Below are 15,065 nucleotides of genomic sequence, written 5' to 3'. Positions count from 1 at the left end.
GATGGAGCGGGCGGTGGATGCACGGACTGGACGGACTGGACGGACGGTCAACGGCGGACGTCGTAGCCGCCGGTCGTGGCGACCACGTCGGTGACCCGGCCCCTCGGGCGGCCGCAGCGGCGTTCGCAGCCCGCCCAGTGGATCAGGCCGGCGTCGAGCGGTTCGGCACCCGGTGGCCGGAGACCCGGCGGCCCGACAACCGGTGGTTCGGGCACGCCGGACTCCGCCCAGCGCACCGCGTCCGCCTGGACGTCGGCCAGCGCCTTCCCGCAGCCGGGCCGCCCGGTGCAGGCCGACAGTCTGGCGTACGGCGAGGCGGGGTCGATCACCAGCCCCGCCCCGGCGAGCGCCTCGGTCACCGGCCCGACCGCCTCGGGCGCGAGGTCGGGCAGCACGACCGTACGCCACGGCGTCAGCCGCACCTCACCGGCGGCCAGATCGGCGAGCAGGCCGGCCTGGCCGGCGGTCAGCCTGCCGAGGGGGACGATCACGTCGAGCGCCACCCGGCCGTCCACCTGCGCGGACGGGCCGCCCCTGCGCGGCGTGGCGGGCGTCACCGGCACGGGGGGCAGGACAGCGAGCCGACGGGGGAGCCGGCCGGGGAGGCGGGCGGCGATCGTCGCGGGTCCGCCGGGGAGTTCGGCCACCCGCCAGGCGTCCCCGCGCACCTCCTGGAACTCCTCGGCCGCGGCGAGCGCGACGGAGACGGCGTCGTCGGCGGTCACCGACCCGACCGGCTCCCCCGCGAGCAGCAGGGTCAGGCCGCCGCCGGGCTGGGAGACGGGGTGCGCGGCGAGGGTCACGTCCGCCCCGAGCCCGAGGACGTCACCCGTTCCGTCGTCGAGCGCGAACAGGAACCGGCCGGGCAGCTGAGCCAGGGCGGCGCGGCCGCACAGGGCCGCGTCGAGGTCCGCCACCAGGGGCCGCACGTCCAGGAGGGCCGTCGCCGAACGGCCGCTGAGCGGCGAGGCGACGATGTTGCGCACGCGCTCGTGGGTCGCGGACGGCAGCAGTCCGGCGGCGGCCATCCGCGCGGCGAACGCCGGTGGGTCGGCCAGCCCGCGCACCTGCACGTTGGCCCGTGACGTCAGTTCGACGACCCCGGCGCCCAGCTCGCGGGCGCAGGCGGCCAGTTCGCGCAGGGCGCCGGCGGCCAGCCCGCCGCCGGGCACGCGGACGCGGGCCAGCGCCCCGTCCGCCGCCGCGTGCACCTGGAGCGCGCCGGGACACGCGTCCTGGGCGGCGCGCCCAGAAAAGCCACCCATGACCACGAACAGGATGCTAACGCCAGTTTTCTGACACGACCTCCGTCACGTAGGGTCTGCGGTGAGCGATGGCAAGCGGAGGAAGCCGGTGTGAATCCGGCGCGGTCCCGCCACTGTGACCGGGGAGCGAACCCCACCACACGGCCACTGTCGGAAGACGGGAAGGCCGGGGTGAGCGTCGATCCGGGAGCCAGGAGACTCCTGCCGTCGCGCCGCCACGACCCGGGGCGAGGACCCCGAGGGAGGACCTTGCCGTGCGCACAGACGCGTCCGCCGCGCAGCCCGTCGTCGTCCTGTTGTCCACGTCGGACACCGACCTGTTGAGCGCCCGCGCGAGTGGGGCCGCGTACCGGCTGGGCAACCCGGCGCGGCTGACCGTGGACGACCTGCCCGCGCTGGTCGAGGGCGCCGGCCTCGTGGTCGTCCGGCTGCTCGGCGGCCGGCGTGCCTGGGAGGACGGGCTGGACGCGCTGCTCGCGGGGCCGTGCCCGGTGGTCGTCCTCGGCGGCGAGCAGGCCCCGGACGCCGAACTCATGGAGCTGTCCACGGTGAGCGGCGGCGTCTGCGCCGAGGCCCACGCCTACCTCGCGTACGGAGGGCCCGCCAACCTGGCCGAGCTGCACGCGTTCCTGTCGGACACGGTCCTGCTGACCGGGCGCGGCTTCGCGGGCCCGGCGCCCACACCGAGCTGGGGGGTCCTCGAACGCGAGGGCCGCCCCGGCGACGGGCCGGTGATCGGGGTGCTCTACTACCGGGCGCACCACATGGCGGGCAACACGGGCTTCGTCGCCGCCCTCTGCGACGCGATCGAGGACGCGGGCGGCCGGGCGCTGCCGGTCTTCTGCTCCTCGCTGCGCACCGCGGAGCCGGATCTGCTCGACGTGCTGGGCGGCGCGGACGCCCTGGTGGTGACCGTGCTCGCGGCGGGCGGGGCACGGCCCGCGACGGCGTCGGCCGGCGGCGACGACGCGGCCTGGGACGTCGGCGCGCTCGCCGCACTCGACGTGCCGATCCTGCAGGGCCTGTGCCTGACGACGAGCCGCGCCGAGTGGGAGGACAACGACGACGGGCTGTCCCCGCTGGACGCCGCCTCGCAGGTCGCGATCCCCGAGTTCGACGGGCGGATCATCACGGTGCCGTTCTCGTTCAAGGAGATCGACGACGACGGCCTGACCGTCTACGTCGCCGACCCCGAACGCGCGGCCCGGGTCGCGGGCATCGCCGTACGCCACGGGCTGCTGCGCCACGTGCCCCCGGCGGACAAGAGGCTCGTCGTGATGCTGTCGGCGTACCCGACGAAGAACTCCCGGGTCGGCAACGCCGTCGGCCTGGACACCCCGGCCAGCACGGTCGGGCTGCTGGCCCGGCTGGCCGAGGAGGGCTACGACCTCGGCGGCGGCTTCCCGGGCCAGGCCGAGCAGGACGGCGACGCGCTGATCCACGCCCTGATCGCCGCGGGCGGCCAGGACCAGGACTGGCTCACCGAGGAACAGCTCGCCGCCAACCCGGTGCGCATCCCCGCCGCCGCCTACCGCGCCTGGTACGACACCCTCCCCGCCGGCCTGCGCGCCGACATGGAACGCCACTGGGGCGCGCCGCCCGGCGAGCTGTTCGTCCACGAGGGCGACATCGTGCTCGCCGCGCTGCGGTCGGGCAACGTCGTGGTGATGGTCCAGCCTCCACGCGGCTTCGGGGAGAACCCGATCGCGATCTACCACAACCCCGACCTGCCGCCGAGCCACCACTACCTGGCGGCCTACCGGTGGTTGTCGGCCGAATTCGGCGCGCACGCCATGGTCCACGTCGGCAAGCACGGCAACCTGGAGTGGCTGCCCGGCAAGTCGGCGGGCATGTCGGCCAGCTGCGGCACCGACGCGGCGATCGGCGACCTGCCGCTGGTCTATCCGTTCCTGGTGAACGACCCCGGCGAGGGCACCCAGGCCAAGCGCCGCGCGCACGCGGTTCTCGTGGACCACCTGGTGCCGCCGATGGCGAGGGCCGAGACGTACGGCGACATCGCCCGCCTTGAGCAGCTGCTCGACGAGCACGCGACGATCGCGGCCATGGACCCGGCGAAGCTGCCCGCGATCCGCGCCCAGATCTGGACCCTCATCCAGGCCGCCCGCCTCGACCACGACCTCGGCCTGTCCGAGCGCCCGCACGACGCCGAGTTCGACGACTTCATCCTGCACGTGGACGGCTGGCTGTGCGAGGTCAAGGACGCCCAGATCCGCGACGGCCTGCACGTCCTCGGCGCGGCCCCGGCCGGTGAGGCCCGGGTGAACCTGGTGCTGGCCATGCTGCGCGCCCGCCAGATGTGGGCGGGCCGCGAGACCCTGCCCGGCCTGCGCGAGGCGCTCGGCCTGACCGAGGACGGCAGCGCCGCGACCGCGTCCGTGGACCGCGTCGAGGCCGAGGCCCGCGCCCTCGTCACCGCCATGGAGCGGCTCGGCTGGGACCCGGCCGCCGTCGCCGACGTCACGGATGACCCGGAGGTCGGGCGGGTGCTGACGTTCGCGGCGACCGAGGTGGTGCCGCGGCTCGCGCGTACCACCGACGAACTCGACCACGTGCTGCACGCGCTCGCCGGGGGCTACGTCCCCGCCGGGCCGTCGGGGTCGCCGCTGCGCGGGCTGATCAACGTGCTGCCGACCGGCCGCAACTTCTACTCCGTCGACCCGCGTGCCGTGCCGAGCCGCCTCGCCTGGGAGACCGGGCAGGCCATGGCCGACTCGCTGCTCGCCCGCTACCGCGTGGAGACGGGCGAGTGGCCGCGCTCGGTCGGGCTGTCGGTGTGGGGGACCAGCGCCATGCGCACCGCCGGCGACGACATCGCCGAGGTGCTCGCCCTGCTCGGCGTGCGGCCCGTCTGGGACGAGGCGTCGCGGCGCGTCACCACGCTCGAACCCGTGCCCCTGGACGAGCTGGGCCGCCCGCGCGTGGACGTGACGGTGCGCATCAGCGGGTTCTTCCGGGACGCGTTCCCGCACGTGGTGGCGATGCTCGACGACGCCGTCCGGCTCGTCGCCGGGCTCGGCGAGAGCCCCGAGGACAACTACGTGCGCGCCCACGTGGACGCCGACCGGGCCGCGCACGGCGACGCCAGGCGTGCGACGCTGCGCGTGTTCGGGTCGCGTCCCGGCGCGTACGGCGCGGGCCTGCTGCCGCTCATCGACAGCGGCAACTGGCGTGACGACGCCGACCTCGCCGAGGTGTACGCCGTCTGGGGCGGCTACGCCTACGGCCGCGACCTCGACGGCGCGCCCGCCCGCGAGGACATGGAGAACGCCTACCGCCGCATCGCCGTCGCCGCCAAGAACGTGGACACCCGCGAACACGACATCGCCGACTCCGACGACTACTTCCAGTACCACGGCGGCATGATCGCGACCGTACGCGCGCTGACGGGCCGCGCGCCCGCCGCGTACGTGGGCGACAGCACCCGCCCCGACGCCGTCCGCACCCGGACCCTGTCGGAGGAGACCGCGCGGATCTTCCGCGCCCGGGTCGTCAACCCCAACTGGCTCGCCGCCATGCGCCGCCACGGTTACAAGGGCGCGTTCGAGCTGGCGGCGACCGTGGACTACCTGTTCGGCTACGACGCCACGACCGGCGTCGTCGCCGACTGGATGTACGACACGCTCGCCTCGACGTACGTGCTCGACCCGGTCAACCGCGACTTCATGGCCAAGTCGAACCCGTGGGCGCTGCACGGCATCGCGCAGCGCCTGCTGGAGGCCGCCGAGCGGCGCATGTGGGAGCACCCGGACCCGGAGGTGCTCGCCGGGCTGCGCGACGCCTATCTCGCGATCGAGGGCGACCTTGAGGAGGGCTCCGCGTAGGCGAGCAGCCGGCGGGCGAGTTGCGGGGCGCCCGCCCAGTGCAGGTGCAGGTACGACGCGGTGAGCCGGGCGTCGCCGGCCCCGTCGGCGCCGCCACGCCACCGGAAGACCGGCTGCCCGCCGCCGGTGACCGTGGTGCGGTGGAACTCGTGGCCCCTGAACCGCTCGCCCTGCCGGGTCAGCAGCGTGTCGCGCACGGCCACCGCGTCGCGGTAGCCCAGCGCCAGCCGGCCGGTCATGTGCGCGACGCCCGGCACCCGGCCGCACATGGGGCGGCCGTCCAGCTCCTCGCACAGGTAGAGCAGCCCCGCGCACTCGGCCGCCACCGCGCCCGGGAACGCGGCGACCTCGGCGCGCAGGGGCTCGTTGGCCGACAGCTCGGCCGCGTACATCTCGGGGAAGCCGCCCCCCACGACCAGCGCGGAGGCGCCCTCGGGCAGGGACTCGTCGCGTACCGGGTCGAACACCGCGACCTGCGCTCCGGCGGCGGTGAGCATCTCGGCGTGCTCGGCGTACCCGAACGTGAACGCGGCGCCGCCCGCGACCGCCACCACCCGCCGCGCCCCGGGCTCCCGGCCGTCCGACGGGTCCCACGGCTCGCCGGTGAGCGGCGCCGCGGTCCCGGCGAGCCGTACGAGACCGTCCAGGTCGCACGAGCCCGCCACGAGCGCGCCGAGCCGGTCCACCGCCGTCACGGCGGCGGGCAGCCGCTCGGCCGCCGGGACCAGCCCGAGATGGCGGGACGGCGTCACCACGTCGTCGTCACGGTGGACCGCCCCCAGCACCGGAACCCCGGTCTCCTCCAGCGCCGCCCGGCACAGCTCCTCGTGCCGCGCCGACCCGAGGCGGTTCAGCACCACGCCCGCCACCCGCACCCGCGAGTCGAACGTCGCGAAGCCGTGGACCAGCGCCGCCACCGACCTGCTCTGCCTGCCCGCGTCCACGACGAGCACCACGGGGGCACCCAGCAGCCGCGCCACGTGCGCGGTCGAGGCGAAGTCGCCGTCGCCGCGCCCGTCGAACAGCCCCATCACGCCTTCGACGACCGCGATGTCGCAGCCCGCGGAGCCGTGCAGGAACAGCGGCGTCACCCGCTCCTCGCCGGTCAGCCACGGGTCGAGGTTGCGCCCGGGCCGCCCGGAGGCGAGCGTGTGGTAGCCCGGGTCGATGTAGTCGGGCCCCACCTTGAACGGCGCGACGCGCAGTCCGCGCGCCGCGAGCGCCGCCATCAGGCCCGTGGCCACGGTCGTCTTGCCGCTCCCCGAGGCCGGGGCCGCGACCACCAGTCGCGGGACGCCGGTCACCACTCGATGCCCTTCTGGCCCTTCTGCCCGGCGTCCATGGGATGGCGGACCTTGCCCATCTCCGTCACGAGGTCCGCGGCCTCCACCAGCCGGGCGGGCGCGTCGCGTCCGGTGACGACGACGTGCTGGGCCCCCGGGCGTCCGGCCAGCGCCGAGATCACGTCGTCGAGGTCGATCCACCCCCACTTGAGCGGATAGGTGAACTCGTCCAGCACGTAGAACCGGTACGTCTCGGCCGCGAGGTCGCGTTTGATCTGCTCCCAGCCCTCGCGGGCGTCGGCGGCGTGGTCGGCCTCGGTGCCCGGCCGCTGGATCCACGACCAGCCCTCGCCCATCTTGTGCCAGGCGACGGTGCCGCCCTCGCCGCTCGCGCCCAGCACGGTCAGCGCGCGTTCCTCGCCGACCCGCCATTTGGCCGACTTCACGAACTGGAACACCCCGATCGGCCATCCCTGGTTCCAGGCGCGCAACGCCATCCCGAACGCGGCCGTCGACTTCCCCTTGCCCGGCCCCGTGTGCACCATGAGCAGCGGCCTCGTCCGGCGCTGCCGGGTGGTCAGCCCGTCGTCCGGGACGTTCTCCGGCTTGCCCTGCGGCATCTCAGCCCGCCTTCCTTCGCGTGGACACGAGATCGCTCAGCGACTCCAGCGGGAGCACCCGTGCGCCCAGCCGGAGGGCCAGCGCGCCCGCCAGGCCCAGGCGGACCGGCCCGCTCTCGCAGTCGACGACGACCGAGGTCACCCCCGCGAGCGCGGTGGCCGCGCGGGTCACGTCCCCGCCGGAGGTCGCGCGGCCGTCCGTCACGACGACCAGGAGGGGGCGGCGGTCCGGGTCACGCATCCGTTCCACGCGGAGCACCTCCGCCGCCGTCGCGAGCCCCTCGGCCAGGGGGGTGCGTCCCCCCGTCGGGAGCGCGCGGAGCCGGGCCGCGCCCGCCTCCACCGAGGAGGTCGGGGGGAGCGCCACGGTCGCGCCCCGGCCGCGGAAGACGACCAGACCCACCTTGTCCCTGCGCTGGTAGGCGTCCAGCAGCAGGCTCAGCACGGCCGTCTTGACGGCCGTCATCCGCCTGCGCGCCCCCATCGAGCCGCTGGCGTCGACGACGAACAGCACGAGGTTGCCTTCGCGGCCCTCGCGGACGGGCTCGCGGAGGTCGTCCCGCCTGAGGATCAGGCCGGGACCGCGTCGGCCCCGGAGGACCTGACGGGGGGCGGCCGCCAGGAGGGTGGCGGGGAGATCGATCGCACGGGGACCGGCGCCGCCGGGGAGCCGTGCGCCGATCGTGCGGCCATGGCGTCCCCGGCCACTGGACCGCCGGCCCGCCGCGCCCTCGCCCACTCCGGCGACCCTGAGGACGGGTACGCGGAACGGGGTCCCCACCGCCGCCACGTTTTCCGGGGCGGAGCCTTGCGCGGCTTCGGACCGAGAGGCGGGTTCCCCGTCACCGGGAGAAGCGTCGGACGCGGCACCACCACCTTCTCCCGAAATTTCAGGAGATGGGGCGGCGGGGCCGTCGGACCGTGAATCATCAGACTGCGAACCATCGGACTGTGAACCATCGGCTGGAGGGCCGCCGGGGCCGCCGGGGCCGCCGGGGCCGTCGGGGCCCTCCGGCCGCCCGGGCCACTCACGGTCCTCCGGGTCATCCGGGTCGTCGGGGCCGTCGGGCTCGGTCTGGTCCAGCAGGTCGTCGAGAAGCCGTTCGTCCAGGCCGGGCGCGTCGAACGGATCGCGGCGACGGCGGTGCGGCAACGCCAGCCGGGCCGCCACCCGGACGTCCTCCCGGGTCACCACGTCCCGCCCCTGCCAGGCGGCGTGCGCCACAGCGGCATGAGCGGTGACGAGATCGGCCCGCAGACCGTCCACCTCGAAACCCGCGCAGACGGCCGTGATCTGCCGTAGCCGAGCGTCGGGCAGCCGTACCGCCGGAAGGGCGGCCCGGGCCCGCGCGATCCGCCCGGCGAGCGCGGCCTCCTCCGGAGCCCATCGAGCCGCGAACCCCTCGGGATCGGCGTCAAACGCGAACCGCCGCCGGACGACCTCCGCCCGTTCGCCGGGCTCCCGGGTCGCCCGCACCTCGACGGTCAGCCCGAACCGGTCGAGCAACTGCGGGCGGAGCTCCCCTTCCTCCGGATTCATGGTTCCGACGAGCAGGAACCGCGCGGCATGCCGTACCGAGACGGTCTCGCGCTCCACGTAGCAGACCCCGAGCGCCGCCGCGTCGAGCAGCAGGTCCACCAGATGGTCGTGCAGGAGGTTCACCTCGTCCACGTACAGGACGCCCCGATGGGCCGCCGCGAGCAGGCCGGGTTCGAAGGCCTTGACCCCTTCGGTCAGCGCTCGCTCCAGGTCCAGCGACCCGGCCAGCCGATCCTCCGAGGCTCCCACCGGAAGCTCCACGAGCGACGCTGGCCGCCGGACCCACGCGGCGTCCGGCTCGTGCGGCCCGTCGGGACACCCCGGATCGGGCGCCGCCGGATCGCAGTGGAACCGGCACCCCGCCACCACGGCGACCGGGGGCAACTGCGCGGCCAGCGCGCGGACGATGGTGGACTTCGCGGTGCCCTTCTCCCCGCGTACCAGGACGCCGCCGGCCCGGGGCGAGACCGCGTTCAGCACCAGCGCCAGCTTCAGGTCGTCGAGCCCGACGACGGCGCTGAAGGGATAGGCAGGGTTCACGGTGCGGCCTTCCGGTTGACGTACGTGATCCGCCAGCCGCCGTTCCCGGCGGCCAGTCCGGTGTGGGACAACGGCGCGACGTCGAAGGCCGCGGCCCGTGTCGCGGTCAGGCCGAGCGCGTGCGCGAGCGCGGCCCGGATGGGCCCGGCGTCGCAGACGGCGACCACACGGGCGGCGTCCGCGCGGAGCGACTCCATCCACGCGGCCACCCGTTCGCCCATGCCGGCGAGGCTCTCCCCGCCATGGGGGACCGCCCAAGGGTCGGTCAGCCACGCGCCGAGCCCCGCGGGGTCCGCCGCGGCCACCTCCGCGAACGGCCGGCCCGCCCAGGCCCCGTAATCGGCCTCGGCGAGCGCGCCGGCCACGACGGGTTCCCGGCCCGACGCGGCCCGGGCGGTCGCCACGGCGGCGGCCCACGGCGCGGCGAAGACGAGCGCGTCGCCGGGCACGCCCAGCACGGCGGCCTGTGCCGTGGCCTGGGCGAGTCCCGACGGATCGGGTTCCTCGGGCATGGGGAAGCAGGCACGCCGGGCACCGGGCGTACCCGCCTGACGGATGAACAGCACGGCTCAGCCGCGCGGCTGGTGCTCGACGGGGCGAAGGTCGCTCACAAGGGCCTCCTCAGGGATGACGCGTCCCGGCAGACGAGGTCACGGTGGCCAAGCGACCTGGCTCCCGGGGTCCATGCCCCGGATACAGTGGCGCGACCGCACCGGCATCTCACCGGATTTCCCTTGGTCACCGCGAAACCTTCCGGACGGTACCCGTTCCGGACAATCAGCGTCAACAACCTCAGGCCGCGCCGGGCGGCAGGACCCGGAGTCCTGAGGGCGGCCCGCCCGCGATGAGCGCGAGCAACGCGGCGGTGTCGACGTTCCGCTCGACGAGGTCCCCGAGCGCGTCCAGCCGTGCCTCCCGCAGCGCCGCGAAGGAGACGCCGGGGCCGGCGTGGAACTCGCGTCCCGCCGCCCGCGCCACCTCACCGAGGAACGCCCGCCGGAACCCGTCGTTCTCCAGCGCTCCGTGCCAGGTGGTGCCCCACACGTTCCCCACCCGGCAGCCGTCGAGGAACTCCTCGCCCGCGTCGCGCGTCACGATCCCGTGGTGGATCTCGTACGCCTCCACGGGATGCCCGTACGCCTCGCCGCTCGGCCGCCCGAGCGTCTTCTCGGCGGCGAACACGACGTCGGCCGGGAGCAGTCCCAGCCCGGCGACCGTGCCGGCGCCCGACTCGACCTGGTCGGTGATGGTACGGGCGAGCATCTGGTAGCCCCCGCAGACGCCGAGCACCGGTCCCGTTCTCCCGGCGACGACATCGGCGATCCCGGTCTCCCGCAACCAGGCGAGGTCGCTCACGGTGGCCCGCGAACCGGGCAGGACCAGCAGGTCGGCCTCCGCGCACTCGGCCGGGGACGTGGCGAACGTGACCACGACCCCCGGCTCGGCGGCCAGCGCGTCCACGTCGGTGAAGTTCGAGATCCGCGGATACCGCACGACCGTCACCCGCAGCGCACCACCGGCCGCCGCCGCGCCCCGTGGCCGGGTGTCGAGCGGCCGGGTGTCGAGCGACAGGGAGTCCTCGACGTCCATCCAGAGCCCGTCGAGCCAGGGCAGCACGCCGTAGACGCGGCGCCCGGTCAGTCCCTCGATCATGTCCAGCCCGGGCGCGAGCAGCTCTCGCGCGCCCCGGAACTTGTTCACGATGAAGCCCGAGATGTGCGCCTGGTCGGCGGCGTCCAGCAGCGCGACCGTGCCGTACATGTGCGCGAAGACCCCGCCGCGGTCGATGTCTCCGACCACGACCACCGGCAGCCCGGCCGCCCGGGCCAGGCCCATGTTCGCGATGTCCCCGGCCCGGAGGTTGATCTCGGCCGGAGAGCCCGCGCCTTCGCAGACCACCACGTCGAACTCGCGGGCCAGCCGCCGGTACGACTCGACGGCGACGGCCCGCAGCTCGTCCCGCCGGGCCCCGTACTCCATGGCGTCCACGTCGGCGACGGGCCGGCCGCGTACGACGACCTGGCTACGCCGATCGCTGCCCGGCTTGAGCAGGATCGGGTTCATGTCGGCCGTCGGCTCCAGCCCGCAGGCGGCCGCCTGCACGGCCTGCGCCCGCCCGATCTCCGCGCCGTCGGCGGTCACGTAGGAGTTGAGCGACATGTTCTGCGCCTTGAACGGCGCGACCCGCACGCCCCGCCGGGCCAGCCACCGGCAGATCCCGGCGGTGACCACGCTCTTCCCGGCATCCGACGTGGTCCCCGCGACCAGCAGTCCACCCTTCACAAGCCGGACAGCATACGGCCGGGGGACCGTACGGGAAATTCCGGTCAGGGCACGACGAGCGCGTTCGCCCCCAGGAGGACCTTGATGTCGCCGGCGAACGCCCCGTTGTTGATGTTCACCGCGTAGTCGGGCAGCTCCACGACGTTGATCTTCCGGTTGAGCCGCTCCACACGCAGCCGGACGGGGGTCTCGCCGGGGTGGACGGTCAGGATCCGCTTGAGCTCGTGGACGAGCTCCCTGTTGACGCGCTCCTCGCGGAGGGCGATCACGATGGGTTCGCGGCCGTCGTCCTGGATGCCGGAGATGTCGAGGAACGTGATGTCGGTGGCGTTGAAGGAGATGGTCGCCTCGTCGCCGTCGCCGCGTGAGCGGATCCGGCCGGTGACGGCGACGACCAGGTCGGGGGCGAGGTTGGTGCCGTACAGCTGGTAGGTCTGCGGGAAGCAGGGCACCTCGATGGAGCCGTCGTGGTCCTCGATCTTGAGGATGGCCCAGACGTCGCCCTTCTTGGTGACCTTCTTGTCGACGCCGGAGATGATGCCGGCGATGCGGACGTTCCCCGCCCCGGCCTGGCCGTCCAGCACCTGGGCGATGGTCAGGTCCCGGTTGCGTTCGAGGATGCGTTCGGCGCCGTTGAGCGGGTGATCGGAGACGTAGAGGCCGAGCATCTCCCGTTCGAAGGACAGCTTCGTCTTCTTGTCCCATTCCCCTTCGGGAACGGAGATGTGGAAGACGCTGCCCGCCCCGCTGTCGTCGTCGAACGCGCCGAACAGCGAGTCCTGGCCGAGGGCCTCCTTGCGCTTGACGTCGATCACGGCGTCCACGGCCTGGTCGTGGATCTGGATCAGCCCCTGGCGGGTGTGCCCAAGGCCGTCGAACGCTCCGGCTTTGATCAGGGATTCAATGGTGCGCTTGTTGCAGACGACCTGGGGGACCTTGGTCAGGAAGTCGTTGAAGTCGGTGTAGGCGCCCTTCTCGCGGCGCGCGGAGATGATGCCCTTGATGGCGTTCTCCCCGACGTTCTGGATCGCGCCCAGTCCGAAGCGGACGTCCTCCCCGACGGCGGAGAAGCGCAGGCCCGACTCGTTGACGTCGGGCGGCAGGACCTTGAGCTTCATCCGGCGGCACTCGGCCAGGTAGAGCGCCATGCGGTCCTTGTTCGTGCCGACCGAGGTCAGCAGGGCGGCCATGTACTCGGCCGGGTAGTTGGCCTTGAGGTAGGCCGTCCAGTAGGAGACGAGTCCGTAGCCGGCGGTGTGGGACTTGTTGAAGCCGTAGGAGCTGAACGGCTCCAGCACGTCCCAGACGGCCTTCGCCGCTTCCTCGGTGTAGCCCTTGGCGACCATGCCGGAGGAGAAGGTGGCCCATTGCTTGTCCATCTCCTCCTTCTTCTTCTTGCCCATCGCCCGGCGCAGGATGTCGGCGCCACCGAGGGTGTAGCCGGCCAACTGCTGGGCGATGGCCATGACCTGCTCCTGGTAGACCACCAGGTGGTAGGTGGTGCCGAGGATCGGGTCGAGCACTTCCTTGAGCGAGGGGTGGATCGGGGTGATCTCCTGCTGCCCGGCCTTGCGCAGCGCGTAGTTGACGTGCGCGTTCGCCCCCATCGGGCCGGGGCGGCCCAGGGCCAGGATGGACGAGATGTCCTCGAACCGGGTCGGGGCGATCAGCTTGGTGAGGTCCCGCATCATCGAGCTGTCGAGCTGGAACACGCCGAGCGTGTCGCCGCGCGCCAGCAGCTCGTAGGTCTTCTTGTCGTCCAGCGCGAGGCTGAGCATGTCCAGGTCGAGGCCGCGGTTGTCCTTCACGTTCTGCACCGCGTCGCCGATGACGGTCAGGTTCCGCAGGCCCAGGAAGTCCATCTTCAGGGCGCCCATGGACTCGGAGCTGGGCCCGTCGAAGCCGGTGATGCGGGCGCCGTCGTCCGGGCGCATGAAGATCGGCATGACGTCGATCAGCGGCTGCGACGACAGGATGACGCCCGCCGCGTGGACGCCGGTGCCCCGGGTCAGTCCTTCGAGGCCGAGCGCGGTGTCGATGACCTGCTTGACGTCGGAGTCTTCCTCGTAGAGCTTCCGCAGCTCGGTCGCCTCGGCGAACCGGGGGTGCTTCTCGTCGAAGATGCCGGTGAGCGGGATCTCCTTGCCCATGACGGCCGGCGGGAACGCCTTGGTGATCTTCTCGCCCACCGGGAAGGGGTAGCCCAGGACGCGAGCCGCGTCCTTGACCGCCGCCTTCGATTTGATCGTCATGTACGTGATGATCAGCGAGACGTTGTCCTCGCCATACTTCTCCGTGACATAACGGATCATGTCACCGCGCCTACGCTCGTCGAAGTCGAGGTCGACGTCGGGCATGGAGATGCGTTCGGGGTTCAGGAACCGCTCGAACAGCAGGGAGTGCTCGATGGGGTCGAGCTCGGTGATCCCGGTGACGTAGGCCACCATCGACCCGGTGGCCGATCCTCGGCCCGGGCCGAGCCAGATGCCGCTCTCCCGGGCGTAGCGGCAGATGTCCGCGACGACGAGGAAGTAGCCGGGAAAGCCCATGCCCTCGATGACGCCGAGCTCGTACTCGATGCGCTCCAGCACCTCGGCCGGCACGGGGTCGCCGTAGCGTCGCACCGCGCCGCTGTGCGCCTCCTTGCGCAGCCAGCTCATCTCGGTCTCCCCTTCGGGGACCGGGAACTTGGCCGCGAGGTCGCGGTGGGCGAACACCTCGTCGTACGGCTCGACCCGCTCGGCGATCAGCAGCGTGTTCTTGCAGCCCTCGGCCCACAGGTCGGAGCCCGGGTCGAGCGCCCACATCTCCTCGGCGGTGCGCACGTAGTAGCCGTTGCCGGAGAAGCGGAACCGGCTGGGATCGCTGAGCAGGGAGTTCGTGCCGACGCAGAGCAGCGCGTCGTGGGCCTTGGACTGGTCCTCGGTGACGTAGTGGGAGTCGTTGGTGACCAGGGGCGGGATGCCGAGGGTCTTGCCGATCCGCAGCAGGTCCTCGCGGACCCCCGTCTCGATCGGGATCCCCCCGTGGTCCATGATCTCCAGGAAGTAGTTGTCCCGCCCGAAGATCTCCTGGTACTTGGCGGCGTGTTCCAGTGCCTTGTCGTACTGCCCGAGCCGGAGCCGCGTCTGCACCGCGCCGGACGGGCAGCCCGTGGTGGCGACGATCCCCTCGTGGTACTGCTCGAACAGGTCGTCGTCCATGCGGGGGTACTTCTTCATGTGGCCTTCGAGGGAGGCCAGCGACGAGATCCTGAACAGGTTCCGCAGACCCTGGGCGTTGACCGCCCACATCGTCTTGTGCAGATAGGTGCCGCTGGCCGACACGTCACCGCCGAGGCCGGTGCGCTCGTCGGACTTGCGCTGGTGGGGCTCTCCCCAGAACACCGGCTGCTTGTAGTGGCGGGATTCGGGGCTGACGTACCCCTCGATGCCGATGATCGGCTTGACCCCGGCCGACTTCATCTTCGACTGGAACTCGTAGGCGCCGAACATGTTGCCGTGGTCGCTCATCGCGATCGCGGGCATGCCCAGCTCTGCCGCCCGCTGGGCCAGCTTGCCGATCTTCGCCGCTCCGTCCAGCATGGAGTACTCGGTGTGAACATGCAGGTGAACGAACGAATCAGCCACTGGTGATCTCTGGCCTTTCGTGGAGGGGCGAGCAGAGCTCCAACTCTATCGAGAGCACGAAGG

At 73.0% G+C, this 15,065-nt stretch carries 8 protein-coding genes and 2 riboswitches; of the genes, 1 reads left to right on the top strand and 7 read right to left on the bottom strand.

Annotated features, from left to right (window positions below; all coding sequences use genetic code 11):
- Window positions 1–47: 47 nt before the first annotated feature.
- On the bottom strand, window positions 48–1,265 hold the full coding sequence (gene cobG, locus HHX40_RS23265; RefSeq protein WP_182882320.1) for a precorrin-3B synthase: 1,218 nt from the start codon (window positions 1,263–1,265) through the stop codon (window positions 48–50).
- Between the two features lie 78 nt (window positions 1,266–1,343).
- Window positions 1,344–1,466, top strand: a riboswitch (cobalamin riboswitch).
- 53 nt (window positions 1,467–1,519) lie between these two features.
- Between cobG and cobN the strand changes: the two genes are divergently transcribed.
- Window positions 1,520–5,107, top strand: a complete 3,588-nt coding sequence (gene cobN, locus HHX40_RS23260) for a cobaltochelatase subunit CobN (RefSeq protein WP_182882319.1) — start codon at window positions 1,520–1,522, stop codon at window positions 5,105–5,107.
- On the opposite strand, the gene HHX40_RS23255 is transcribed toward cobN, so the two are convergent.
- From HHX40_RS23255 to dnaE, 6 genes are all read right to left on the bottom strand, one after another.
- Window positions 5,065–6,393, bottom strand: coding sequence for a cobyrinate a,c-diamide synthase (locus HHX40_RS23255; protein WP_220499523.1), 1,329 nt, complete (start codon window positions 6,391–6,393; stop codon window positions 5,065–5,067). The genes cobN and HHX40_RS23255 overlap by 43 nt on opposite strands.
- Window positions 6,394–6,407: 14 nt before the next feature.
- Window positions 6,408–7,010: a cob(I)yrinic acid a,c-diamide adenosyltransferase gene (gene cobO, locus HHX40_RS35985; protein WP_220499489.1), complete on the bottom strand. Its 603-nt coding sequence runs from the start codon at window positions 7,008–7,010 to the stop codon at window positions 6,408–6,410.
- Between the two features lies 1 nt (window position 7,011).
- On the bottom strand, window positions 7,012–9,090 hold the full coding sequence (locus tag HHX40_RS23250) for a VWA domain-containing protein (RefSeq protein WP_182882317.1): 2,079 nt from the start codon (window positions 9,088–9,090) through the stop codon (window positions 7,012–7,014).
- Complete coding sequence (locus tag HHX40_RS23245) at window positions 9,087–9,602, bottom strand: histidine phosphatase family protein (protein WP_182882316.1); 516 nt, start codon at window positions 9,600–9,602, stop codon at window positions 9,087–9,089. The genes HHX40_RS23250 and HHX40_RS23245 overlap by 4 nt, the downstream gene beginning before the upstream one ends.
- A 100-nt stretch (window positions 9,603–9,702) precedes the next feature.
- A riboswitch (adenosylcobalamin (AdoCbl) riboswitch) is annotated at window positions 9,703–9,850 on the bottom strand.
- 32 nt (window positions 9,851–9,882) lie between these two features.
- Entirely contained in the window at window positions 9,883–11,373 is a 1,491-nt protein-coding gene (locus HHX40_RS23240) for a cobyric acid synthase (RefSeq protein WP_182882315.1), read from the bottom strand.
- A 44-nt stretch (window positions 11,374–11,417) separates the two neighbouring features.
- Window positions 11,418–15,002: a DNA polymerase III subunit alpha gene (gene dnaE / locus HHX40_RS23235; protein WP_182882314.1), complete on the bottom strand. Its 3,585-nt coding sequence runs from the start codon at window positions 15,000–15,002 to the stop codon at window positions 11,418–11,420.
- Window positions 15,003–15,065: the final 63 nt, after the last annotated feature.

The sequence above is a fragment of the Microbispora sp. H10949 genome, assembly GCF_014161435.1.
Taxonomy (GTDB): domain Bacteria; phylum Actinomycetota; class Actinomycetes; order Streptosporangiales; family Streptosporangiaceae; genus Microbispora; species Microbispora triticiradicis.
The sequence above is the reverse complement of the archived record's forward strand: the minus strand, read 5'-3'. Positions and strand labels throughout refer to the sequence as shown.

Bases quoted from the DNA above. Each gene is read 5' to 3' on its own strand.
- cobG (WP_182882320.1), bottom strand. From the start codon at position 1,265: ATGGGTGGCTTTTCTGGGCGCGCCGCCCAGGACGCGTGTCCCGGCGCG.
- HHX40_RS23245 (WP_182882316.1), bottom strand. From the start codon at position 9,602: ATGCCCGAGGAACCCGATCCGTCGGGACTCGCCCAGGCCACGGCACAG.
- cobO (WP_220499489.1), bottom strand. From the start codon at position 7,010: ATGCCGCAGGGCAAGCCGGAGAACGTCCCGGACGACGGGCTGACCACC.